This window comes from Rhodohalobacter sp. SW132, assembly GCF_003390325.1.
GTDB lineage: Bacteria > Bacteroidota > Rhodothermia > Balneolales > Balneolaceae > SW132.
Genome location: NZ_QUOK01000006.1, coordinates 145024 through 170466, shown reverse-complemented (window position 1 = coordinate 170466; position 25443 = coordinate 145024). Strand labels below are relative to the sequence as shown.

At 44.2% G+C, this 25443-nt stretch carries 20 protein-coding genes; 10 read left to right on the top strand and 10 right to left on the bottom strand.

The genetic code is table 11. From position 1 onward, the window contains the following. Positions 1 to 41: 41 nt before the first annotated feature. Entirely contained in the window at positions 42 to 686 is a 645-nt protein-coding gene (locus DYD21_RS12880) for a cytochrome c3 family protein (protein WP_116037403.1), read from the bottom strand. A 440-nt stretch (positions 687 to 1126) separates the two neighbouring features. Here DYD21_RS12880 and DYD21_RS12875 point away from each other — a divergent pair, with 440 nt between their 5' ends. Continuing rightward, complete coding sequence (locus DYD21_RS12875; RefSeq protein ID WP_116037402.1) at positions 1127 to 1696, top strand: DUF420 domain-containing protein; 570 nt, start codon at positions 1127 to 1129, stop codon at positions 1694 to 1696. 394 nt (positions 1697 to 2090) lie between these two features. Here DYD21_RS12875 and DYD21_RS12870 read toward each other — a convergent pair whose 3' ends face one another. After that, positions 2091 to 3341 (bottom strand): hypothetical protein, encoded by a 1251-nt coding sequence (locus DYD21_RS12870; RefSeq protein ID WP_147303582.1) that lies wholly within the window; start codon positions 3339 to 3341, stop codon positions 2091 to 2093. 213 nt (positions 3342 to 3554) lie between these two features. Between DYD21_RS12870 and DYD21_RS12865 the strand changes: the two genes are divergently transcribed. After that, positions 3555 to 5255 carry a TrkA family potassium uptake protein gene (locus DYD21_RS12865; protein WP_116037400.1) on the top strand — a complete coding sequence of 567 codons (1701 nt, stop codon included), beginning with the start codon at positions 3555 to 3557 and terminating at the stop codon, positions 5253 to 5255. A 127-nt stretch (positions 5256 to 5382) separates the two neighbouring features. Here DYD21_RS12865 and DYD21_RS12860 read toward each other — a convergent pair whose 3' ends face one another. The 5 genes from DYD21_RS12860 to DYD21_RS12840 all read right to left on the bottom strand — a co-directional run bounded on the left by DYD21_RS12860 (position 5383) and on the right by DYD21_RS12840 (position 11795). After that, positions 5383 to 6897, bottom strand: coding sequence for a TrkH family potassium uptake protein (locus DYD21_RS12860; RefSeq protein ID WP_116037399.1), 1515 nt, complete (start codon positions 6895 to 6897; stop codon positions 5383 to 5385). Then, positions 6897 to 8243: a Trk system potassium transporter TrkA gene (gene trkA, locus DYD21_RS12855; protein ID WP_116037398.1), complete on the bottom strand. Its 1347-nt coding sequence runs from the start codon at positions 8241 to 8243 to the stop codon at positions 6897 to 6899. Before trkA ends, DYD21_RS12860 begins: the two co-directional genes overlap by 1 nt. A gap of 211 nt (positions 8244 to 8454) precedes the next feature. Beyond that, positions 8455 to 8889: a nucleoside deaminase gene (locus tag DYD21_RS12850; RefSeq protein ID WP_116037397.1), complete on the bottom strand. Its 435-nt coding sequence runs from the start codon at positions 8887 to 8889 to the stop codon at positions 8455 to 8457. Positions 8890 to 8940: 51 nt separating this feature from the next. Further along, complete coding sequence (locus tag DYD21_RS12845; protein ID WP_116037396.1) at positions 8941 to 9300, bottom strand: four helix bundle protein; 360 nt, start codon at positions 9298 to 9300, stop codon at positions 8941 to 8943. A gap of 245 nt (positions 9301 to 9545) precedes the next feature. Next, complete coding sequence (locus DYD21_RS12840; RefSeq protein ID WP_116037395.1) at positions 9546 to 11795, bottom strand: S9 family peptidase; 2250 nt, start codon at positions 11793 to 11795, stop codon at positions 9546 to 9548. A 569-nt stretch (positions 11796 to 12364) separates the two neighbouring features. On the opposite strand from DYD21_RS12840, the gene DYD21_RS12835 reads away from it, so the two are divergent. The 6 genes from DYD21_RS12835 (at position 12365) to DYD21_RS12810 (ending at position 19965) form a co-directional block, all read left to right on the top strand. Beyond that, positions 12365 to 12727, top strand: coding sequence for a response regulator (locus DYD21_RS12835; protein ID WP_116037394.1), 363 nt, complete (start codon positions 12365 to 12367; stop codon positions 12725 to 12727). Between the two features lie 80 nt (positions 12728 to 12807). Continuing rightward, the gene (locus DYD21_RS12830; RefSeq protein ID WP_116037393.1) at positions 12808 to 13932 is read left to right on the top strand and encodes an App1 family protein; all 1125 of its coding nucleotides are present in this window, start codon (positions 12808 to 12810) and stop codon (positions 13930 to 13932) included. Between the two features lie 72 nt (positions 13933 to 14004). Further along, positions 14005 to 14607: a sigma-70 family RNA polymerase sigma factor gene (locus DYD21_RS12825; protein ID WP_116037392.1), complete on the top strand. Its 603-nt coding sequence runs from the start codon at positions 14005 to 14007 to the stop codon at positions 14605 to 14607. Positions 14608 to 14683: 76 nt separating this feature from the next. Then, positions 14684 to 16297 (top strand): DUF5666 domain-containing protein, encoded by a 1614-nt coding sequence (locus DYD21_RS12820; RefSeq protein ID WP_116037391.1) that lies wholly within the window; start codon positions 14684 to 14686, stop codon positions 16295 to 16297. Positions 16298 to 16305: 8 nt separating this feature from the next. After that, positions 16306 to 17289, top strand: a complete 984-nt coding sequence (locus tag DYD21_RS12815; RefSeq protein ID WP_116037390.1) for a FecR family protein — start codon at positions 16306 to 16308, stop codon at positions 17287 to 17289. Continuing rightward, the gene (locus tag DYD21_RS12810; RefSeq protein WP_116037389.1) at positions 17290 to 19965 is read left to right on the top strand and encodes a TonB-dependent receptor; all 2676 of its coding nucleotides are present in this window, start codon (positions 17290 to 17292) and stop codon (positions 19963 to 19965) included. It begins immediately after the preceding gene. Between the two features lie 274 nt (positions 19966 to 20239). Here DYD21_RS12810 and DYD21_RS12805 read toward each other — a convergent pair whose 3' ends face one another. From DYD21_RS12805 to DYD21_RS12790, 3 genes are all read right to left on the bottom strand, one after another. Further along, positions 20240 to 21706: an HTTM domain-containing protein gene (locus DYD21_RS12805; protein ID WP_116037388.1), complete on the bottom strand. Its 1467-nt coding sequence runs from the start codon at positions 21704 to 21706 to the stop codon at positions 20240 to 20242. Between the two features lie 129 nt (positions 21707 to 21835). After that, complete coding sequence (locus DYD21_RS12800) at positions 21836 to 22561, bottom strand: hypothetical protein (protein ID WP_147303581.1); 726 nt, start codon at positions 22559 to 22561, stop codon at positions 21836 to 21838. Positions 22562 to 22809: 248 nt separating this feature from the next. Next, on the bottom strand, positions 22810 to 24720 hold the full coding sequence (locus tag DYD21_RS12790) for a heavy metal translocating P-type ATPase (protein ID WP_116037385.1): 1911 nt from the start codon (positions 24718 to 24720) through the stop codon (positions 22810 to 22812). A 179-nt stretch (positions 24721 to 24899) separates the two neighbouring features. Between DYD21_RS12790 and DYD21_RS21095 the strand changes: the two genes are divergently transcribed. Both DYD21_RS21095 and DYD21_RS21515 read left to right on the top strand, forming a co-directional pair. Beyond that, complete coding sequence (locus tag DYD21_RS21095; protein WP_116037384.1) at positions 24900 to 25109, top strand: hypothetical protein; 210 nt, start codon at positions 24900 to 24902, stop codon at positions 25107 to 25109. After that, positions 25064 to 25420 carry a type II toxin-antitoxin system RelE/ParE family toxin gene (locus DYD21_RS21515; RefSeq protein WP_116037383.1) on the top strand — a complete coding sequence of 119 codons (357 nt, stop codon included), beginning with the start codon at positions 25064 to 25066 and terminating at the stop codon, positions 25418 to 25420. Before DYD21_RS21095 ends, DYD21_RS21515 begins: the two co-directional genes overlap by 46 nt. The last annotated feature ends 23 nt before the right edge of the window (positions 25421 to 25443 follow it).

The window sequence follows — 25443 nt, the reverse complement described above, 5'->3', positions numbered from 1 at the left end:
TGAAAAACGTACGTAGATTCGATCATTGCCATTGAGATGTGTCAGAAGTGGCATGCCTGACAATACGTTGGCGCTTTAATATTCTGTTTGGCAACAAGATCGCGGCCAACATCAAGCTGGTCTTCAACCTGGTAACCCATGGTGGTAACCTCCTCAACGGGGCGCACATGTTTTTCAGGTTCGCGGTGGCAATCCAGACACCAGCCCATACTGAGTGGCTCAGCCTGGTATACTATTTCCATTCTGTCCACTCGTCCGTGACACGATTCGCAACCAACACCCACATTCACGTGAGCGGCATGGTTGAAATAAGCATAGTCGGGGAGCATATGTACACGAACCCATTCAATAGGGTCGCCGGTTTCCCAGCTATCGCGTACAAGGGCAAGATCGTCACTGTCGGTTTGAATCTGGTTGTGACAGTTCATACAGGTTTGTGTTGCAGGTATGTTAGCATATTTAGATTCAGTTACCTGCGTGTGGCAGTATTGGCAATCAAGCCCGAGCTGACCTGCGTGCACCTGGTGGCTGAAGGGAACGGGTTGTTCCGGAGCGTAACCAACCTGGGTAAATTCGGGAGAGAAAAAGTACCATACCCCGAATACGATTGCATTTAAAAGGATAATTGTGCCGATAAGAATTCTGCGTGGAGCTTCATTTGTCCACTTTGGGAAAATCTGAGCCATAAAAGGTTATAAGTATTACCTGTTATTTATTAGTAAACCTGCCCTACGTTAAGTTGGACAGAAAGTACCGAAAATATCGAAATGAACATACCAAAGTCGGCAGGCCAATCGTATTTAAAATCGTTCTAAATAAGAAGCCCATTAAAAGAGGGATGCGCTCCATTTTAGGTGGACTAAGATAGCATCCTAATGATATAAATGCCTAAAAAAAGCTCAACTTTCTAATTTAGAAATTGCAAGCATTCCTTTAATGTGAAAGTAAAAACAAAAATTACTGCATGTTAGGTAGTTACATGCATGGGGAATGTATCGGCGTATGTTCTTGTATCTTTAAAGGCCGACGTAAAAAGTTTTTATCTTGGTTTTTATTAGGTAAGGAACTCCGCAAATCTGTAATTTTGTGCGTCAAATTTAATTATATCATCACATCTACTGTAAGCATGGAAAAATCTCTCGATGAAAAAATTACCGTTCAGTTTCTGAAAGAGGTAAGCATTGCAAAGGCGATCGGTTTAATTCTTTTTATCAGTGCAGCAGCTTTTCTGTTCTTGATCTGGCTGCTCTATTTCAAAGAGGCTGCCGAAACTACAGCGGGCTGGGTTGATCAGCTTCCTGCGCTCAATGCACTGCTCAATAGTGCAAGTACGGCGTTTATTATTGCTGGTTTTGTAGCGATAAAAAAGAAAAAATATATCACTCACATGAAGCTGATGCTCACTGCTTTTGTTACATCAGCACTTTTTTTGATAAGCTACCTGGTGTATCACAATTTTGTGGGTCACACTCCATTTCCAGGGGAAGGCTGGATTCGGCCGGTCTATTTCACAATACTCATAACGCATATCATTCTGTCTGCTTTTGTCGTGCCGCTCGTGTTAACCAGCTACTATTTTGCGTTTTCCGGTAAATTTAAAACCCACAGGAAAGTATCCAGGTGGACATTTCCGATATGGCTGTATGTTTCCATAACCGGAGTGGTGATCTTTTTTGTACTGAATGCTTATGTGTGATGGGATTTACTCATCTCAAATAAAAATAGCGTTCTTTGCGATTGTATATCTGACCGGATTATTCTGAGTTATTGAAGGATAGGTTGGATTTATAGGTGACAGTTTTCAGTTGTCCAAAACGATAAATGAATTTGAAAGAAGTTTGAAACCCTGAATACGATCTGTTCTTCTTTTCTCAGATTATCGCTGAGTTTATTGCCGAAATGCGCAGAAAATCTTCGGGAATCAGCGAATTCATCCCCGTAACTCTGCGATAAAAAAGCAGGGGATCGATTTATGATCTATAAAAATATCTATTCCGAATGAACAGAAACGAAGATATTTGATCACATTTTCTAAAAGTTTTGGACAGGATTCTCTTCGAATGTGACTCAGTAAATAAAATGAACCGGCCTTAAAACCTTGGGTTCACAATATTGTTGTAAATGGAACCGAAAGTGTACGATAAGCCAAATGAGATTGAATAATCAAAAGAAGTGGGGCGCTGAACACCGCGGATGATGGATTCGGGATCGTTGGGGTCAACATCTGTAGGCAGTTCGAGCGATAACTGGTCGTTGATGATTCGGTACCGGCCAGAAAGGCTGACAGATAGCCCGCGAATTATTCGAATGTTGAAGGATGGATTCACTTCAAAACGGTTGATACTGGAGTCATGAAAAAAGTGCATACCCGACAGCCGGATATCAATACGTCCCCATCGCTGATCGTAGCGCAGACGGGTAGAGAGTTCCTGCGACATAATAAGTTCTGAATCCTGCAGGAAAATAGTTGTGTTGTAGTATCTGCGGTAGGTTGGGGTTACCTGGTATTGAACAATAAAACGCCGCTGCTGAAATTCATCGTAAGGAAAGAAATTATACTCAATAGCGGGCGCCAGGTAGGTACGCAGCGCAATATTATTGGTTCGGTTAAATCCTACATAAGAGAAAAGAGCCACGGTGGAATGGCTTGTCAGGCTGTACCCGACCATTCCCCAGTAATCACCCCAGTCGCGATTTACATTAAGTGTTCGGTTTGTAAGCTCAACCGTTCGGCGGCGAATTTCTCCACGCATCCGAGCCCTGATTTTCCAGTCATGTGTCGTACGTTCGGCTTCAAATCCGCTGTAGAGACCGAAATTAGTCTCCGTATCCTGACCACTTAAATTTGAGCGCAGGTTCAAATCAAAAATCCAGTTATCCCATGGATCATCAATCTCTTCCTCGTCCTCATCGGTTTCAGGGGCTTCATAGAAAATATCAAGTGCACGCATAGCAACCGTCTGGCTGACATATGGGACCAGGCCAATTTTTATGTAGCGATTCAGCCCGATTCTTCGCTCATCACTGCTATCGGAACTTGGTGAAGTGTAACGGAGGGTATCAACCCGTCCTTCAGGCACACCAATTTCAGAAAAAACAAGTGTGTATTCGCGGCCGCCACCACCGGTACGCTGATCCGTAATGTTCAGATAAATAGAAGCGTCTGATTGATCACGTACATAATTTACAAACGTAACGTTGGAACGGATGTAGGTAACATCACAGGAACTACAATCCAGGTACACATTTGGAATGGGCTCCAGGCTTCCACTTTGTGCATAGAGGCTCTGAGAGTAGAAAAACATCAATAAGAAAAGTAGCCCGGCCGCGGATCGATTCACAAATCTAGTTGATTAATTTAATTTAGGAATCCTAAATATTAGAAAGTCTTAAAAATAATCATTTCACCTGATGAAATTCCACTGAATCTAATGTAAATATTTTCTTTCTACGGAATCAGAATATTCGGGATACTATATATATCTGCCCGGGTTGTTAGGAATTGTGTAAATGGGTGGATAATTTAGATCGAAATTTAATCAAAGATTGTAGACTTGAAGTTTTTAGGATCACAGCTCTCTTATTTTTTTGCAAACAGGCGAACTCGTACCAATGTTAAAAAGCTGCTAAAATTTCTTGGTGTACTTTTTTTAATGTACGTAAGTTATTCTGTTCTTTTCCACTACGTAGCTTTATACGAGGGTCAGGAGCACTCATGGATGACCGGGTTTTACTGGGTATTAGTTACCATGAGCACTCTTGGTTTTGGGGATATAGTTTTCTCATCAGACTTGGGTCGCTCATTTTCGATGTTGGTTCTTTTTTCAGGCGTTCTTTTTCTTTTAGTGATGTTGCCATTCACATTTATTGAATTTTTCTATGCACCCTGGATGAAAGCAATCAATCAAGCCAAGGCTCCCAAAAAGCTGCCTGAAGGAACCAGCAATCATGTGATTATTACGGAACTTAACCCCATAACGGATGCTCTGATCAAAAAACTCGTATCTTACAAGATAGAGTATGCTATTTTGGAACCGGACCTTCAAAAAGCACTCGATCTTGCAGATCTTGACTACAATGTAGTAAATAATGATCCCACGGATTTTGATACATATAAAAATCTCTGCATTGAAGAGGCGAGCCTTGTAGTAGCTTCAGGGGCAGATACTGCAAATACGAATGTTGCTTTTACAGTTAGAGATTTCAACAAGGAAATAAAAATTGTGGCTACAGCTGCGTCTGCAGATTCAGTAGATATTTTACAGCTTGCCGGGGCTGATCATGTATTGCAGATGGGTGAGATTCTTGGGCGTGCTCTGGCACGACGTACACTCGGTGGCAATGCCCGTGTACATGTAATTGGACATATTGATCAATTAGTAATAGGTGAAGCAACTGCGCAGGAAACCCCATTAATAGGAAAAACATTAAGAGAAAGTGGTCTTCGTGAGGCAACGGGTGTATCGGTTGTAGGTATATGGGAGCGTGGGGAGTTTAAACAGGCGCTGCCTGAGTCTGTTATTACAGAAAAGACAGTTTTGGTACTTGCAGGTTCTGTTGAACAGCTAAGGGCATATGATGAACTGGTTAGCATCTATCACGTATCAGACCGGCCTGTAGTGATTATTGGAGCAGGTCGGGTAGGCCGGGCAGCAGCGAGATCGCTGCAAGAACGTGGAATTGACTATCGTATTATTGATAAGAATCCGGAACGTATTCGGAATAAAGATAAATATATTTTAGGTGATGCTGCAGATAGTAAAGTTCTGGAAAAAGCAGGCCTGCATGAGGCCCATACCACATTAATAACTACACATGATGATGATATTAATATATATCTGACCATTTATTGCCGGCAGCTTTCATCAAAAATGGAAATTGTAAGCAGGGCAACGTTTGAAAAAAATATAAATACTCTTCACCGGGCAGGAGCAGATTTTGTGATGTCCTATGCTACAATGGGGGCAAACTCCATCTTTAATATTCTGGAGGGCCAGGACGTATTAATTTTAGCAGAGGGCTTGAATGTTTTTAATCATAAGGTTAATCAAAATCTTGCCGGCAAAAGTTTAATCAAATCGGAAATCAGGAAAAAAACCGGGTGTACTGTGATGGCTATAAAATGTAAAGATGAAGGAATGGTTGTTAGTCCAAAACCTGACCGGGTTTTGAAAATGGATCAGGAGATTATTTTAATTGGTTCACCTGATGGGGAGAGTGAGTTTACCCATAAATTCGAGAAAAATTCCTCATGATATCATACAACCTGATTAAACATATTGGCATTATTAGGTTGTGCGGTACAGGATGTTTTTTATGAGCTCTTGTTACTTGCAACCCTCCAAGGGTTTCGAACCCTTGGAGTATTTTTCGAAGGCGAACCTAATTCTTCCAGAACCAAGGAGTAAAAATCACGAGCACGGTAAAGAGCTCCAGCCGGCCAATCATCATCAGAATGAGTAAAACCCACTTACCCAGGATCGGTACATGCGCATACTCATCGGTAGGCCCAAAATCCCCCCAGGCGGGTCCGATATTGCCAAGACAGGCGATGCTGGCACCCATTGCAGACATAAAGTCGTAGCCCATGAAACTCATAATTAATGCCCCGGCTAAAAAAATGAGGAAATAAACGACAAAAAAACCGAGAATGGTTTTCAGAATTCCTGAATCGATCACCCTGTTTCCGACCCGTACCGGCAGCACAGCATGCGGATGGATAATTTGTTTGAATTCGCGGCCCACGTTTTTTGCGATAATCAAAAGGCGTATCATTTTGATTCCGCCACCGGTTGACCCTGCACACCCACCAGTAAAAAATAATAGAAACAGCAGAAATGAGGTGAAAGGCATCCAGAGTGCGTAGTCGTCTGTTCCAAAACCGGTGGTCGTCAGGATGGCGAGCACCTGGAATGATCCATACCGCAGGGCATCACCAAACGAGTAGTGGTCTATCAGCCAAAGGCCACCTGATACACCCACAATAAACAAAGCCGTTAGCAGCGTATAGAAACGTATTTCTCTGTTGCCCAAAAAACTTTTCAGATCCCCGGTAAATAGTCTGAAATGCATGGCAAAGTTGATACCCGCGAGAAACATAAATATGGTAATCACTACATCAATATAAACGGAGTCGAAACCGCCAACCGAGTCGTTTAGATTTGAAAACCCACCGGTGGCGAGGGTAGAAAAGGCGTGATTGATAGCATCAAACCAATCCATGGCGGGATGCAGCCATAGCAGCAGAAACTGTATAGCGGTCATTCCCAAATACACGGTCCAGAGAAGGAGCGCTGTTTCCCTGATGCGTGGCGTGAGTTTATCGGAGGTGGACCCGGAGTATTCCGCCCGAAAAAGCTCCATACCACCAATACCGAGCAGTGGCAACAAAGCAAGTGTAAGCACAATAATCCCCATGCCGCCAAGCCAGTGGGCGAGCGATCGCCAAAACAGCAGACTATTGTCAAGGTCTTCAATCGCGGGATTTATAATTCCGGCCGGTGTTTCCCCGCCGAGAATAGTAGCTCCCGTAGTGCTCAGTCCGCTCATGGTTTCAAATACGGCATCCGTATACGATTCCAGGGTGCCGGATAATGTGAACGGAAGAGCACCGATTAAAGACCCGATGAACCAGGTGAGAGTAACAATTAAAAATGCCTCTCTCATTCTTAGTTCTTCTACCGGACGATAGATGAAATATAGCGCTGAACCGGCTGCCATCGATCCGGTTGCGGTAATCAGGAAGGCTTCCCAGGAAGGCTCATTGTAAATCAATGCAATCAGAAAAGGCAGAAGGAGTGCAAAACCAAGGAAGAAAATCAACCCGCCAAGAATTCCGCTAACCAGCTTAAAATCTATTCTCGGCCTGTTTTTACTCTGTTTAAGCTGATCAATCATCAGAATATTTTTTCTACTTCTTTAATGGCTTTCGGCAGCGCAAAAATTATAACCCGGTCATCTTTCCGGATGACTGAACTTCCGGTTGCGACTTCCACGTTATCCCCACTAACAATTCCGCCAATAACGATTCCATCGGGAATTTTCATCGAGTGGATGGGTGTATTTAAGATCTGGCAGTTTTCCCCGGCAATAACTTCAATTACCTCTGCCTTAATCCCGGTAAGTGCTTTTACGGTAAGCATCATACCTTGCCGGATTTGTCGGTGAATTTCATCGGATGCAGAGGCTTTTACATTTACAATTGCATCAATCCCAATAGTTTGGCTGAGTGGAACGTATTGTGATTTTGAGACCAGCGCTACTGTTTTTTGCACCTCCAGGTGTTTGGCCATCAAACAGGAAATGATGTTGGACTCCTCATCTTCCGTAACGGAAATAAAGGCATCCATCTCTTGTACCCCTTCGATTACCAGCAAGTTTGGGTCGGTAGGATCACCATTCAGTACGAGAATCTCTCTTTGTGCCCCGGCGATGCTACTGGCAAGTTCTTTATCGGGTTCAATTAGTTTAACCTGCCACCGTTTTTGATCGGCAGATAATTTTTTTGCAAGTAATCTGCCAACCTCACTTCCGCCGGCAATCATTACCTTTCGAAGTTTAATATCATCATGCCCGGTTAACATGACCAGTTTTTTCACGTGTTCAGTTCGTGTGATCAAAAAAACATGATCCAATGGTACCAACCGGTTATTTCCCCTGGGAATGATTGTAGATCCCCGCCTGGAAATAGCAACAACCCTGAAATCGATGTTTTCGAGGATACTGGCAACTTCAACTAATGTCTTATTAGCGATTTCAGATTGACTTTCAACCCGCAAACCGATCATCTGCAGGCGGTTCTCAGCTAATGGGACGACGTCGCTGGCAGACGCACGTTTAACCAGCTGAAAGATTTCGTTGGCCGCACTCTCTTCCGGGTGGATGAGAACATCAATTCCGAGCTCAGAAGGGGGAATAGGAGCATCTTTTCGGGAAAGTTCGTCGTTGCGCACACGTGCAATAACTCTTTTTACTCCCAGTCGTTTTGCCATCATAGAAGCGATAATATTAACTTCATCAACACTTGTAACAGCAACCATCATGTCGGCTTGTTTGGCACCGGCGTCGACGAGGGCATGGGGTGAGGTGGCATTACCCTGAACGGTAAGTACGTCCAGGTTTTCAATAACCCGCTGTAAACATCTCTGGCGCTGGTCAAGAACGGTTACATCGTGTTGTTCTTCAGAAAGGATTTTACTAAGCTCAAATCCCACTTCACCGGCACCAGCAATAAGTATTTTCACAACATTTCATCTGCATTTGAAGTCAGGGCTAAACTATAACTATTTATATCTAAATCAAATAGTCGCTGTGAGCCACATTTTAAAGAAAACAAACTTACGCACATCACGGATAAATAATATGGTTTTCATCACCAGTCAAATCTTTGAACAGTAGGGAAATGACTCGAAGTTTATATGTACGCTGTTTTTTTACGTAGAATTAATACGTCATCTAAGAGAACTTTCTAAGCAGTTCCAGACAAGCCTCCGGCATGACTGGCTCTCCAATTTCAACACGCCGGAAACTGTGCTGATTTATATCCCGGCAGCTCAGGTCGATCTGATCCATAAACCGCGAGATCGTCGGGATGTCACATCCAAAAAAGATGGTTTCAATTTTTGCCCAAATAGCCGCGCTCATGCACATCGGGCACGGCTCGCAGGTTGTATAGAGTGTAAAACCGGAGAGGTCCGTTTTTTTGATGTGCTCCCCAAGATTACGAATGGCCATGATCTCAGCATGCGCGGTGGGATCGTTCAGCTCTTTGGTCTGATTGGCCGCCGTAACAAAAAGCTGGTCACCCATCGCCAATGCCGCTCCAAAAGGAGTTTGATATTTTTCAGCAATTTCAATTGCTGCGTTCATGTGTGGTAGATGTGGTTTCATGGTTCAAGGTTCAGGGTTCAAGGTGCAGGGCGCAGGATCGAAGATTTATACTTATCGCTGTTCTACGCTTTGTATATATTTGTAGATCATTCTGCCAGTTTGATCCAGTTTTTCCGAAATTCTTTTGAATTCTGTTTGATCGTTAAATGAGCCTGTTTCAATAAGTGTTTCTAGGTGGTCTCGAGTTTCATCAACGGATGAATGAGCATAAACCAGAAATCGAATAAAATCTGCTTTATATCTCCTTCGTCCATAGCCCTCAACAATATTTGAACGAATGGATTTTGATGATCTTCTGATTTGACTGCCCGTTTCGTACAATTCAAATTTTGGCAGCTGCATTGTCATCGTATGAATCTCTACGGATAGCTCTTTAGCTAATTGCCAGATTTTTAACTTTTTGTAGCTCATATCAAGAGAACTTTTATTTACTCATTATATAAGTAAGAGTAAAAATCTCAAGATACCTTACACTAAATGTCCAAATTACTTTTAATCTACATCTTGAACCCTGATCCCTGATCCCTGAACCTTGTACCCTGCACCTTGCACCCTGTACCGACAATTCTGGCAGGAACTTCGCTTCGCTCAGCACTCTGCCAGGTTGCCCTGCACCCTGAATCCTGTACCTTGCGCCCTGCACCCTGAACCCTGAACTACTTCAAATGCCTGTTCAAATATCGTGTATACACCTGGTGAAGCAGCAGGTAGCTTTGTTGATTATACGCCACGCCATGAGCTCCGGGAGGATAAATTCTAACATCAATATCTTTTCCGGCATTCGTGAACGCGGTAAGCATTTGCATGGTGTTTTGAATGTGCACGTTTTCGTCCATTGAGGAGTGTGCCACAAGCATATTTCCGGTAAAATTCCGTGCGTGTTCCATTACGGAACTGTTGGTATAATTCTCTTCATTTTCCTCAAGAAGGCCCATGTACCGTTCGGTGTAGATGGTGTCGTAGAGCCGCCAATCGGTGACCGGCGCACCAACCAGGCCCACCTGGAACACGCCGGGATGAAGCACCATAGAGAGCGCGGCAACATACCCGCCATAACTGTGGCCGCGGATAGCCATTCGCTCCTGATCCACCCAGTCGTAGGAACCGAGATACTTTGCAGTTTGAACCACATCATAAGTCTCCCATTCTCCGAGGTTTTCATACACTACCTTTTCGAAATCACGGCCATATCCGCCGCTTCCGCGATTATTCACATTGGCGATGACAAATCCTTCCTGGGCGAGGTACTGCACCCAGGCGTTCGTTTCGAACTGATTGTATACACCTTGTGAACTCGGACCGCCATAAATCATCATAATGAGCGGGTGAGCGTGTTCGGGGTCAAAATCGGGCGGGCGGATCATATAACCATCCAGTTCCTGACCGTCTTCCGTAGTGAAACTGAAAAGTTCGCGCGGTGAATAGTTATACTCTTCGATGTACTGCTTCACCCGTTCATTGGCTACCAGCATTTCGAGCTGATCACCGCCATTTTCCGTTGTGCGGAGCTCAACCTGTGTTGGTGTCTCCACATTTGACCATGTATCAATAAAATATTTGCCGTCAGGTCCCATGCTGATTGAGTGGCGGCCCGCAGTTTCCGTGTATTTGTTTTTGCCGCTGCCATCAAACCGGATTGAATAGAGATGCCTTTCCAGCGGACTTTCTTCAGTAGATTCATAATAGATGCGCTCCTTATCGGAGTTCACGGCAAAAACGTTGGTTACTTCCCAATCACCATCTGTAACCTGGTTCATCAGGTCACCGCTGTAACTGTAGCGATAGAGATGTTTATATCCATTTCGATCGGATATCCATAAAAACTCGTCGCGATTTTCCGGGAAGAAAAAGTAGTCATCAATTCCGGCAAAAAAATCATAGACATCAATCCAGCCGGCATCCGACTTTTCCTCCATCACCATCTCACCGCTGCCGTTTGTAGCATCATGAAAGTGGAGCTGAAGCTGATTTTGCTGACGATTCATCCACACAACGGCCAGTTCACCGTCGTTGCTGGTCCAGTAGATTCTTGGGATCAAGCCATCTCCGATGTCAAGGTCCATCCAACGGTTTTCGCCGGTTTCGGTATCTATCACTCCGATGTTCACAACCGGGTTTTCTGAGCCGACTTTAGGGTAGGGGATATCTGTATATTCGGGATAGCTACCTTCGTAGTCGGTGGAAACAAACCGTTCCACATGATCTTCATCACTCTGCCAGTAGGCGATGTAGCGGCTGTCGTTCGACCATTTCCACGCCTGCACCAGTCCGAACTCCTCTTCATACACCCATCCAAAACGTCCGTTATAAAGATTCTCCTCTGAATCGAACGTAAGCTGGGTTTCTTCACCCGATTCCAGGTCAAAAACAAACATTTCGCCATCGCGGTGATAGGCAACTTTTCTGCCGTCCGGTGATAGTTCTGCCGTGAAGGCTGCACCGGCGATCAAATCAAGGGATTCATCTTCGATTGAGTAGTAGTAATAATCGGCCGTGCCGGAATACCGGTAGATGGGGCTGAAATTTGATTGAAATACGAGATACCTGAAATCAGCAGACCACTGGAATGAGCGGAATTCGAACTGACGATCACTATCGGGGAAGGTCAGGCCGGAGGTGTTCAGGATCAGTTCATCAGACTGGTCAGTCGGGTTGTATGCCCGAATTTCTGTGGTGCGGGTTTCGGGATCCTGAATCATGTAGGAGTAGCGCTCACCGCCATCAATCCATGTTACATTCTGCGGACCACTAAGCCCGGAAAGCTGACCGGCGGAAAACAGCGCATGCTGCAGACTCTGATAGTGGAGAGTCTCATCCTGGTTCTGCCCCTGAACGCCGGAAGCAGAGAAGCAGATAAAGAGAATCAGGATACTGAAAATTGATTTACACGTAACAGATAATCGCATAGAAAATTATTTTTCAGATAGAGTTATTCGGCAGACACCTGCTCACAACGAGCTGAACTGATCTTGAGTGTAAATAAGAAATGAAATTCTTTGATCAGATTGAAACCAATTGTGATTTTAGAAAGCCGGATTACCAGCCTGAGATTATTTGAATGTAAATTTATCCGATTAGTTCCACAACAGCCGCAAGCCATTCAGAACCACAAGAAGGGTGCTGCCCTCGTGGCAATTCCCATCGGTTAAATGCATAAGGTTGATCTGTATGTACAAAGCCTCACAAATATAAATGAGTTCATATCAATGCGAAGTGCTTAGTTGCATTCAGTGAAAAGTTAGAGTTCAAATCCAGATGAGAGAGACTTTAAGTTTTTTATGAGATTGATTAGGGGTAAGACAGGTAATTATCTGTACTACGTACGAATGAACCTGAAAATTTGATATGAATTTTGGTGTTTTGTCATTATTAAAATGCCATTTAGTACACGAACGATACAGCGGCTGAACGTCAGAAATAACTGAAGGCGGTGAATCTAAATTGGTTGTTCTGCTAACTTAAAAAAAGCTTTTTTATGACTGCATTTATTGTAGAGGATAACGCAATCCAATGTTTGGTGCTTAAAATGTTACTCAACAAGCTTGGGCTCCAACTTGTTGGAATGCAAGAGAACGGGAATAAAGCTGTAACTCAAATCATTGAGAAAAAGCCAGCGATTGTATTTCTGGATATTATGTTAACGGATAGTTTTGACGGTATTTGCGTGGCCAGAGAGATAAAAAAAGTGTATAACCCGATTATCGTTTACGTTACGGGGAACTCTGATCACCAGACAAAAAACAGGGCTGAAGAAATAGGTTTTCACGATTTCATTTCCAAACCAGTGTCATTAGGCAGACTTAAAAAGTGTATTCCCTTAACTGGCAGCTACAATTAATGAAGCCATTACATCCCGGTAATACAGTTTAAGGAAATTGAGAATTCAGATTTCACGATTGACAACATTATACGTGTGTGATGAAAAGTAAACTACTGATTTTTATATGCTTGATGTTTATGATAACCTCAGGCTGCACGACTGTACAGTCACTGGTATCGCAGCAAAATCAAAAAGAAGTTCTTTTTTATACTACATACGGTTTTCAGCAGGGAGATGAGTGGGTGATTCCCATGCGTGTATTTGTTCACCGCCAAAGAAACAGAACCAAGGGAGTTGCAGCTTCTTTTGCAGCCAGAAGATACGGATTGAACGACTATGAAAAAGAGCTTTTCAAAACAAGAGCTGACGATTTTGTTGCGGATGGAGAATGGAGGGAAGTTGTGGAATTTGTGTTTGCAAAAGACCCGGAAAACAGAGCCTATCGAATTAAAAACAAAAACGGAAAGGTGCTGAGAACGGATTTTGATGGATTAAAAGAGGGGTATATCCGGATTCCGGTCAGTCGGGCCGATTCGCTTTTACACTATCAACAAACAACGGATAACTGGCTGGATATTCAGGCGGTTTCGAACCTTCACGATGGGAACGGAAAAATTCAATTACTGGAACCTGAAGGTGTTTCGGTAATCTCGGATATTGATGACACGATTAAAGTAACGGAACTTCCTGCCGGTTCTGATGTGGTGATTCGAAATACATTTTTTAAAGATTTTGAGGCTGCACCCGGAATGTATAGTCTGTACGATATCTGGAAAGAAAATAACGCTGCATTCCATTATGTATCCGGCGCTCCCTGGCAGCTATATGACCCGATCACATCCTTTCTGTTTGATGTGGAAAGAGAGAGTTTGTATCCAAAAGGTTCATTTCATATGAAAACGGTAAGAAAAAGTTTTTTTAACCCCGGGACATGGGCCGATTTCGGTAAGTTATTGTTTGGCAAAAATGTGACCAAAAATCAAAAAACAGGACAAATAACCACACTTTTAGAGAGGTTTCCAGAGCGCCGGTTTATACTCGTTGGCGATTCCGGCGAGAAGGACCCTGAAATTTATTCGGCCATGAGAGAGCGGTATCCTGAGCAGGTAAAGAAAATAATTATTCGCGATGTCGTGAATGCCCGCGAACATGAACCGGATCGCCTTACGGGTATGGAAATTATTCCTGCACGTACGATATATTCAGGGGTATCTCAGAAATAGTGATGCTTTTCATTTAGGTTATATCGCGGTAAGTTAATCCTGATTATACGAAATTAATGAAAGCACTCGGATTTGGAATTTTTACTGCTTTTCTTTGCCCTGTCAAAAAGCTCCTCACTGGATGATGTACAGCTATCAATCAGCATCAAAAACGGTGATCAAAAAGCGTTCAGGGCATTTTTTGATAAACACTACCCGGCTCTTTATCGGTTTATGCGAAGCCGGGGAATGAGCCATGATGAGGCTGAAGACCTGGTGCAGAAAGCGTTTGTGATGATATGGGATAAACGTTCCGGAATTGACGAGACCAAATCGCTCCGTGCTTATCTTTTTCAGATTGCATACTCCCGCATGCTCAATCATGTTGATTATCATTCTAAATTTAAAGACGATGATCCTCCGGAAGAAGATATAAGTGTGAAGAATCCAGAGACGGATACCGATTATGCAGAACTGGTAGCTCATATAAAAAGAATTATTGCTTCCATGCCTGAAAAAAGAGGCATGGTGTTTGAGTTCTGTTTTATGAAACAGTTTACCTACAAGGAGACCGCAGAAACTATGGATGTGAGTGTTAAAACTGTTGAAAATCACATGGCTCTTGCATTTAAGGACATGCGGACAGCCTTGGTTGATGTATACGGTAAAGAATTATCGGACCGTTTTTTAAAATAACCCGGCTAATTGATTGGGGGTAGGACATGCCCTTAGCTGTACTACAGAAAACGGACTCTCTTATAGCTGAATATCCATGAAATACAGATTAATAGTAACTCTGATCATCGTTGGCGCACAAATCCTGTTGCAGGCTTGTTCGGTAGATGGATATGATCAAACTGATAGCTCACTATCAACAGAAGAATCGCTCATTACGGGGCAGATTGTCGGAGAATCTATTTCAGAAAACCAGAGTGGCCTTCTTTCAAGTTTTTCGGAAGCTTTTGCCATTACCACTCCATCCGGACTTACCGACGGTCCCTCCGCCATTGTAACCGGAAGTTTCAGGAATATTGAAAACTATACGTACAGTTTTGACCCTGAGACAGGAGATCATTCCGCAACGTTTACAAAGCAATCAATATCTGAGGGTATCAGCACACAAACCGATTATTCATTGAACTACAGATTTCTTGATTCTGACGGTGAGACTCTTGAATTCCCGAATAATCAGAATGAAGAAATTGAAGCCGTTGATTTCAGGGCAGTACGCAATGGTGAAATAGAAACTTCATCCAAGCGATCTATCTACACCCGGACCGACAGGCTGTTTATCGACGGAATTTCCGAGTCTGCAGATATTTTATCCATTGACGGATATCACTCCGGAGAGGGACTTTTTACACAAATTCGAATGGATGGAACTCAGCTTGAACGGGAATATATTCTCGACCTCAATTATCTCAATATCCAAATCAACAAACCTGTTGTACTCAGAAACCGCAATTTTCGAAGCGGTGTGAATGGGGCTTTTAGTTATGAAAATACGATCCGTCAAACGAATAACGGAAGTGATGGGCAGGAAACCAAGATTGTGAACGGAACTGTAGAATTGAACGGCGATGGAACAGCGCTGCTGAAATTCCGGGAGCAGTTCGACACCTTCAGACTCAGGCTTGCAAACGGCGAGGTTTTTGATGAGGATGAGTTTGAGGGCAGAGTCACTAAAGTAGATATTGAAGATCAAATTTTTACCATTGCCAACGGACAAAGAATTCAAATCAATGAACAAACGGAGATCGATGTTGAAGATTTTCGTACTCTTGAAGAAGTCGCTCTCGCGGTTGAAAACGGCGTACGGGTGACAGCGGAGGGTGATTATGTTCATCCGGATGAAAATGTGAATCTCTGGATTGCTACTGAAGTTGAGTTTGAACTGGAATCGAATGAATTTGAAGGTCTCGTAGCCTCAGTGAATCTTACCGAAAACACATTTACACTGGTAAATGGTGACCAATTTACTTTGACGGACCAGAGTGAGATAGAGTTTGAAGATGATCTGAGTTCACTTCAGGAAGTTGCTGAAGCTGTTGAGGCAGGTATGCCGGTTGAAGCGGAAGGTGATTTTTATATTGATATTGAAACCGGTAACCGCATCGTGAAGGAAGTGGAATTTGAATTCGACTTCGATGAATTTGACGAGCATATCATCTCAGTAAACATTGAAGAAAATACTTTCACTCTCGAAGATGGAAAGGTTGTTCAAATTACAGAAAACACCTTGATTGACGACGATGGAGATTTCTTTACACTCGAAGAAGTGGCAGAAGCCCTGGATGACGGGGAGGAAGTGGGAGCAGAAGGTGAGTTTTATTATGACCCTTTAACCGGCTTCTGGATTGCGATTGAGGTGGAATTTTTTGATTAATTAGATGAATGGCTGATTTAAAAAACATACCGGACAATGACCCTGATCTGAAACTTGCCAGGCAGTACGGAAAGGTACTGACCGGTGAGCAAGAAATTCAGGATATCCAAGATCCGATGTTCAGAATGCTGGTTCAGGCAAGAGATGCAGCGAATGAGTCTGAGGCGGACATTCCTTTGGGTTCAGCGGATAGCTCCTGGCAACAGATTGAGAGAAATATCAACGGGGATAGTGAAACAGATCGGGCTGTCATCCGGCCAATTTCTTCAGCGAAGAGATGGTATTGGGCTGCCGCTGCTGTTGTTTTGATCGCCTTCGGATCTCTGTTTTTGCTCCGTCATGCGGTAGATCCGGCGCCTCAACTCTTAGCTGAATCGGGCTCAGCGATTTCTGTTGTTGAACTGGCCGACGGGAGCAGCGTGACCCTTCGTCCAAATTCAAGGCTTTATGAAGTTACTTCAACGGATCATCTGCAGAGCTACTCACTGAACGGAGAAGCACTTTTTGAGGTAGAATCTAATCAAGACAGAACATTTTCTGTTGAAGCAGGCCCCGGCCGGGTAGTGGTTACAGGCACAAGGTTCAATCTATCCGACCGTGATGAACGGTCAACCATTCACCTGCTGGAAGGCTCGGTGATTTTTGAAACGGCTGACATGACAAGGTCCATAAGCCTGAATGCCGGAGAAGGGGCCGCCATCCGTTCCGATTATACTCTTGACGAACCGTTCACGTTTGAGCCTGAAGAGATCACAGGATGGACTGAAAGCAGGCTTATATTCCGCGACAGGCCGGTGGCAGAAATTGTGTCTGAACTGGAGTTTCACTACAATATTACCATTCGTGTTGATGATGAATCAGAACAAATTGCTCTCGGCGGATCTGTTGCTCTTGAAACCCCGGAGCAATCTCTGCAGGATCTCGGCACGGTTCTTGGTGGTGAGTTTATTCAAGTTGATGATCAAACCTATCAATTCAGACCGCTACCGTAAGTGCAGAAATTTTTTTTATCCTCATATCGAATTTTAAGAAAAGCATTCCTACCGGGTGCTTTTCTTGTTTTACTGATTCCCGGTCAATTACTGGCTAATTTCTCTTTCAATGACACTCAGCTCAGGGAAGTCATTCGTCAAATTGAATCCGAAACGGACTTTTATTTCCTCTACAGGGAAGCACAAATTGCTGATATCAGAATTACCCTGCAAACGGGTGAAGAGGAAATATTGGACGAACTGGAGCAGATTCTTCTGGAGTATAATATTGACTTAAAGGCGGATTTTGAACGCGGCCAGGTTTTACTCATTCGTTCGCAGCCAGAACCTCAACCTCAACAGCCACAGACGCAAACGAAAACGGTATACGTATCAGGTCAGGTTGTAGATGCTTCCTCGGGCGAACGTCTGCCTTTTGCAACGGTTAGATGGAATGAAGTCGAGAATCTGAAAGGGGTTGCCTCAAATGCATCCGGCCAATTTTCTCTTCGAAGCAGAACGATGGGTTCAAACATGAACCTGACAGTCAGTTATATCGGATATAGAGAACGGGATGTTCAGATAGATCTTACTTCATCGAACCGGATTGCTGATATCACCGTGCGTCTTGAACCGGAGACCATACGAAGCAATGAAATCATCGTGGCGGGATTCACCGGCTCCAATCCATCCGATACTCTGCTCACCGGAATGATCGACGCCGGAAGGTTTAGTCCTCTCGGGGAGTCAAATACCATACGGGCACTGCAGGCGCATCCATCTGTATCGAAAGGTACCGCTCTGAACAACGGACTAAATGTAAGGGGAAGCACTCCAGACGGATTTCTGGTGATTCTCGACGGGATGAGCATCTTTAACCAAAGTCACCTGTTTGGACTACTCGATAGTTTTAATTCGGATGCGATACAGTCATCCGGTTACTACTTTGGAATTACTCCGGCCAATATCGACACCCCGACCGGCGGCACGCTCAACCTGATTACCCGAACCGGTTCACTTAATGAGTTCCGAAGCAGTATTGGTATCAGCAATACTGCTATAAATGGTACACTTGAAGGGCCTATCGGAGAACGCAGCAGCTGGCTGCTATCTGCCAGAACTTCCTATATGGATCAGTTGACCTGGTTCAACAACTCCAACCTGGTTCAGTGGGGCCTTGATATTGATCGTCCGAGGCGGGTTGCGTCCGATGAGCCCGATTTTACCGACCTGGTGCTGCAGCCTGGTGATGCAAGTGCAGAGTTTTTGGATCTGCATGCAAAATTGTACCACGAAACGTCAAATGCCGGACGATTCATTCTGAGCGGATATTTTGGCGGAGACCGAACATCACAACAAGCCGGCCGAAGAACAAGATCGGCAGGCAGCGAAGGGGAGTTTACATTTCAGCAGGTAGAGACCTCAAATTTGTGGGGAAATGCACTATTCAGTATCAAATACGAACGGGAGCTGTTCAATTCAATTTACAGCTCAACCACTGCGGGGTTCAGCTCCTATGAAACAGAGTTCGAAAAGGGTGATTTTGTTTACAGCAGGATATCGTTCGAATCGGGCAACGAATCAGTTTCTATCTTTACCTATCCGTTCAGAAATCGCAGTTCGATGAATGAACTGAAGATAAATCAGGATGTTGAATTTAAAGGCAGGAGTGCATCCGTAATTCTCGGTGGTACCTGGCGATATTACCGGGGAGAGTACAGTGAATCTTCATTCGACCGGCCTGCCTTCTTTACCGAAACCAACGCACATCTTGCGGATCTCTATCTTCAAACCGAGTGGAATCCAATTAACCAGCTGCAACTGAATGCAGGAATTCGCAGCTATTATTATAGTTCGGGTGATCGGTTTTTATTTGCACCGCGCTTGCAGGCTCGATTTTCACCGGTTTCATCAGTGGCCTTTTTTGGCGGATACTCTGTAAACCATCAATTTTTACACCGGATTTCTCTCGAAAATGCGACTACAGCTGACGTCTGGATTCTCTCCACGGATGAGCAGCCTCCCGCTTCATCGGAGCAGTTTTCTGCAGGAATTGAGTTTATTCCTGATCCGTCCGTATATCTGAAAGTAGAAGCTTACCTGAAAACGTACGAAGACCTCAGAATTCACGAACTGAATACCCAAACCCTTGAAAATACTTTTCTGGGAGCACCCTGGTTTACTCAAAATAATGGTGATGCGAAGGGAGTTGAGATGATTCTGCGCAATCGGTTTAGTCGTTTTTCACTAACGCAAAGTTATACCTTGTCGCGAATGGTCTTCAGCAATCCTGAACTGTTGGATGGAGAAGAGTTTTTTGCCGAGTGGGACAGAACTCACACATACAGCGCAGTGCTCGAAACCGCGTTCAGCGATCAACTAAAAATGTACTTGTCTTGGGTGATGATGAGTGGAGCTCCAAATTCCCTGGCTTCATTCGGAAATGATACAGAAGAGCGTCTCGATGCCTACTACCGCCTCGATTCAACGATTGAGTATCATCATCAGTTTCAGAATACATCGAGTCTTGAGGTCAGTTTCTCAGTCTTCAATCTCCTAAACCGTGATAACGTCTGGTACCGGAATTACGCGTTCAGTTTTGATGAGACCCGTTCCATTCCCCGCCTTCGTCCCCTCCCGGTGGATGTTCTGGACCTCGGATTTCAGCCATCCTTTAGCGTGAAGTATACTTTTTGAGTGTTCTATTTTATGCTGATTTCGATGTAGGAACTATTTCAGAAGTGTCCGCCTTCGAAAGATTGAGAGGAAATACATGATAAAAAATATCAGCCGTATACTTTTACCCCGAAGGTACAAAGTCACGAGACTTCACTAAGTATAACAGAATCAAAAGGTTGATCTTCGTGAACCTTCGAGTCCTCGTGTCCTCGTGGTGAAATCCACAATATCTCTAAGGGATATGTTTAATATTCAACTTCTGAGCTCAAACTGAGGCTTCAAATTCAATTTACTACCTTAAAATCCAGTCATTCTTCTTCCAATCCCTGAATTCAACCCCGGTTAAATCCACATCAGGATCAACCAGCTGCCTGTGGGATGCGCCATTCAGTGAACACTCAATATCCGCATACACCGGCTGACCTTGATTGACTTCACTGAGAAATGAAGCGTATTGAATCACCAACTGGGGACGTGCTGAAACCTTTCGCCGCTGCCAGTTTTCAAGAAACGGCATACCTTGTATGGCAACTTTCTCGCCTGTATCGCGATGTTTAACATAAAATTGTTCATTGCACGATTTACTTCGCAGTTTCATGTGCCAGGCAAACCGATGCCCTTCTTCGGTCCAGCTCGGATTGCCGGGTATAACCACATGGCGCATCGGCACCAGAAGCTGAATCAAGATCCAAATAGAGAGTCCGGCCACAACGAGTGAACCCACTTTTCCAGCGACAGGCTCTTTGAACAAATCTTTTGTCACTGCCGGATTTTTATGAAAATCCCAAACCAGCACGATTGTAATCATAAAAGCAGTAAGGAATGGAAGAGTGCTATATCCCTCATGAAACCATATGCCTACAAAAGCTCCCGCAAGGCCGATAGCCGTGAGAAATAGTTTTTGATTGAGAGACTTCCGCGTAAGATAGTTTCTGAGGTTACGGGGCCAGGAGGGCGGTAGAAAGATGGTTAAGGCCGCAATCATGAACCACGGAAAAATGCCGATGGTAAATAGCCGATCATTGGTGAGATGAAACATCACGAGAGCGGCAGCCATATAGGGTCGTGTTTTGCGGTAGAGCAGAAGCGGCAGTGCTAAAAGATCAAGCAGCAGACCGGAATAACTTATAAAGAATACAACCTCCGGTACTGCAAAATACTCACCCACTCCGGGGAAATCGGATCTTCGTGGAAGCCAGGCGTCCATGGGCGATCCGGTGATCCAGTCAGCATTCAGTTTGGCAATTCCTCCAAAAAAGTAGACGATTCCAATCTGAAACTGCATCAGACAAACCGTCCAGAACGGAACAACTGCTTTTCGAAGTTTCGGGAAAAGCCAGGCGTCAACTGAATATCCGCGATGAGCTGGTAATATTGCCATCAGAAAACTGATGAGGATAACGAGATAAAAGTGGTTGAGATAGCGGGCCTGTTCCAGGAGAAATGTGTAGGTGAAAATCAGGAAAAACAGCGTTGCGCTGACTCTGTAAAAGAGACCGATGGTTATGGTAACTGAAAGAATACCAAGCAGGTAAAACAGCAACGTCATCCCATCGGCAGATAGGGGATGGACCCATTCAAACCACTCATACTTAAAATTGAAAACGGGATCTACCCAATAGCGTTCAATCCAGCCCCTGTCGAAATATCTGTAAACCTCCCAAAGCATTACAAGGCCGAACAAAATTCGGAATGCTGCCAGGCTGCCGGCGTGAACCGGTTGATTTAGCCGCGAAATCCATTTTTTATAGTGAAACATAGTATTGAATTCATATAGAAAACCATTTCAATTATAGTACAATCATACTCCCGGATTACCCCTAATAGAAAAGCCCGTCACATTTTGGGACAGGCTTTTTTTGGTTTAGGGTATTATACATCTGAAGGATTAATCATCATCATCATCATCATCGTCATCGTCATCATCGTCAAACATCTCTTCAAATCCTTCAAATGAGTGCTCGATGTTTTCGTTGATTCGTTCCGTATTTTGAAAATCTTTAGGGTCAAGATCTTCACCATTATCGCCTTTAAACCAACTGTTTACGTCAATTGAAACAACGAGTACAGAATTTCCGGACTCAGAGATTTCAAGCGGTGGATTCAGATCGATATCGATTTCAAAATCTTCGGATGAGCGGAAAGTGAATTCCTCGCCGTTATATAAACCCTTTACCACCAGGGAATAACTACCGGTTTCATCACGAAAATCGGGGTCGTTAACTACAATATCGTCGTCATCTGGTTTTTCGATTTCAAGTTCAAACTCATCATAAAGTCCGGCCGGTATTTCCCTTTCCGTGATGATCAGCGGAGAACCATCAAGCGGAAGGTTTACGATAAAGTTTTCAATTTCGAAGTCGAGAGAATCGTTTTGAATGCTCTCGAGCTCCATCTCTTCAATGAAAAGTTTAACCTCTTCAATGACAATTCCCTCTTCCTGGTTCAAACCCATCATCTGTTTGGCCGCAGATGAGGATGTGGTTGCATTAACCTGCATTCGAATCTGAACTTCAGAAGGGGCGTCTGTACTTGATTGCATGATATCGCAACCCACAAATAGGATTGTGGATATCAGAACCAGATTTAAGATTGTGTATATTTGCTTCTTCATAGTTTTTGTTTTTTGTTTTGGGGTAGTGTATGTACCTATTCTACAGTTGAATGGGTGGCCTACCCCTAAGCACTTTCAAAAAAAAGAAGAAATACCGGATATGGTGTTATAGGATATATATTGATTGATTTCAGTTCATATTTATATCAGAATTCAAAAAATCTTGAAGAAGAGAGTCTTTGGTTGACATAGAATTTGACGAATGAGGGAGCAGATATATTGAACGATCACCGTTTTTGATCGGGAAATCAGTTCCACAACAGCCGCAGGCCATTCAGAACCACAAGCAGCGTGCTGCCCTCGTGGCCAATCACGCCGAGCGTAAGCGGCAGGTCGATCAGGAATACGCCAAGGAGCAGCATCAGGATGATTGCCATACTGAACAGGATATTCTGCCAGACTACTTTTTTTGATTTTCGGGAGAGAGAAATCAGGTAGGGGAGTTTGGTGAGATCGTCTCCCATCAGTACTATATCGGCTGTTTCGAGAGCAACGTCGGTTCCCGCGGCGCCCATGGCAATGCCGAGATGACTTATCGCAAGCGCGGGAGCGTCGTTCACACCGTCCCCGATCATAGCAACCGTTCCGACAGCTTTTAGTTTTTCGATGACATCTACCTTCTGTTCAGGCAGCAGATCAGCATGAATTTCATCCAGGCCGAGCTGTGCCCCGATCGACTCAGCAACGCCGCGATTGTCGCCGGTGAGCATCACCATTTTTTTGATGCCGAGCTCCCGCAGCTCTTTGATGGTTTGAGCGGCAGCCGGACGAAGTTGATCAGCCAGGGCGATGAGTCCGATCGGGCTATCATCACGCACCACAAAAACCACCGTTTTGCCTTCATTTCGAAGAGTTTCTGCTTTGCTTCGAAACTGAGAATCCCATTTCGGAATTACATCCTCATACATCTTCAGGTTTCCTACTGAAACGAAGGAGCCTTCGAGCTGAGCCGTTACGCCTTTCCCCGGAACGGCCTGCATCTGCTCTGTTTTTTGTGGCACAATTTCCATTTCGGCTGCTTTATCAACGATGGCAGACGCGAGGTGATGTTCGGAGTGAATTTCACAGCCGGCCGCAATTGCCAGCATGGTTTGGGTGTCGGATGGGCGGTTCGATAGATTTGAATCTATATCATTCCAGGCCCAGAGGTCGGTAACTGCAGGCTTGCCTTCGGTTAACGTTCCGGTTTTATCGAAAGCGATGGTGTCGATTTCCACGGTCTGCTCCACATAGGCACCGCCTTTGAAAAGCACGCCTTTTTTTGCACCGTTCGCAATTGCAGAGATAATAGATGCTGGAGTGCTGATGATCAGCGCGCAGGGCGAGGCCACCACGAGCACGGTCATGGCCCGGTAGAATGTGGGATCGAATTCGTGCCCGAAAATCAGCCAGGGGATGAATATCAAACCGATCACAAACAGCACAATGCTCACGGCATACCTGGGTTCAAATGAGTCGAGGAAGCGCTGGGTTTTGGCCCGGTTTTTCTGCGCTTTTTCCACCAGTTCTATGATCTTGGAAACCGTCGTATCCTCCGGCCGTTTGGTCACTTTCAGCTCAATCACACCGTTTTCGTTCAGCGTGGCTGCAAAAACGGTGTCATTCGCAGATTTTGAAACAGGGACGCTCTCACCTGTGATGGCGGATTGATCGACCGTGGTTTCTCCTTTGATGATTTTTCCGTCAATCGGAATGTGCTCGCCCGGTTTAACGATAACTTTGTCCCCGATTTTCAGCTCTTCAATAGGTACGGTCTCCTCGCTCTCATCCGGATTGATACGGAGTGCCTGCGAGGGGCGAAGCTGCAGAAGCGAGTGAATGGCTGTCCGGCTTTTGTCCAGCGCATAATGTTCGAGGGCACCACTGAGCGAAAAGAGAAACAGCAGAATGGCACCTTCAATCCACTGACCCAGAACCGCGGCTCCGATGGCGGCGCTGATCATCAAAAAATGGATATCAATTTTAAAGCGGGCAAGCTGCTTTAGTGTATCCTTCGTCCCGTAATATCCGCCGCTGATATAGGAGATGATATAAAAATAGATCGAGAACGAATCCGGCAGAAGCTGCGTGTAATCGGAAATGGCGCCCAGCGAAAGGGAGACGGCACAGACTATAGTAAGCGTAATCTCGGAAGGGCCGTGGGAATGATTTTGAGCCATCGCAGTGAAAGGTTCGTTCGATGATCATTGATTTATACCTAAGATACGAAGTTGGCAGACAAGATAAACGTTGGTATAGAATGTCTCACCTAATGGTTTACAGTAAAATCCCGTATTTGATGCGGCTAAGGTCATTGGCATAAATTGTGTTCAAATTGGAATTTCATTAGTTTAAGTTCATGACAATTGATCAGAAAAAAATATCCATTATCAATTGGATTACGAACCTTGAAGATGAAAGCGTAATTGATCAGATTGAAGGACTTCGTAAATCCTCATTGGATGATCTTCCCAAGGAGATTGCTGAATTACTTAGCATTTCAGATTCCGAAAAACATGACGATTGCATCGAGCACACCAACTCCCGGGATATTCTCAAAAGGCATTGAAGAAAGTAATTTGGACGCCAACAGCAAGAGAATCTTTACGGGAGACCACGAATTTCATCGGAGAAATTTGGGATGAACATGTGATCGATGAATTTCTGAATCAATTAGATTTTCGAATTGAACAAATAATAAGCAATCCAGAACTGGCTCCACCTTTCAACAATAGTGAGTTTCGTCAACTGTATATTCATAAATCTGTCTCACTGTTTTATAGAAACTATTCTAACTACATTAAAATCCTTCTGGTTTGGGATAACCGACAAAATCCGGCGCAACTACAGAAGAAAATAAATAATGCAAACAGTCCCTGAGTGGTTTGTATAGAAATATAATC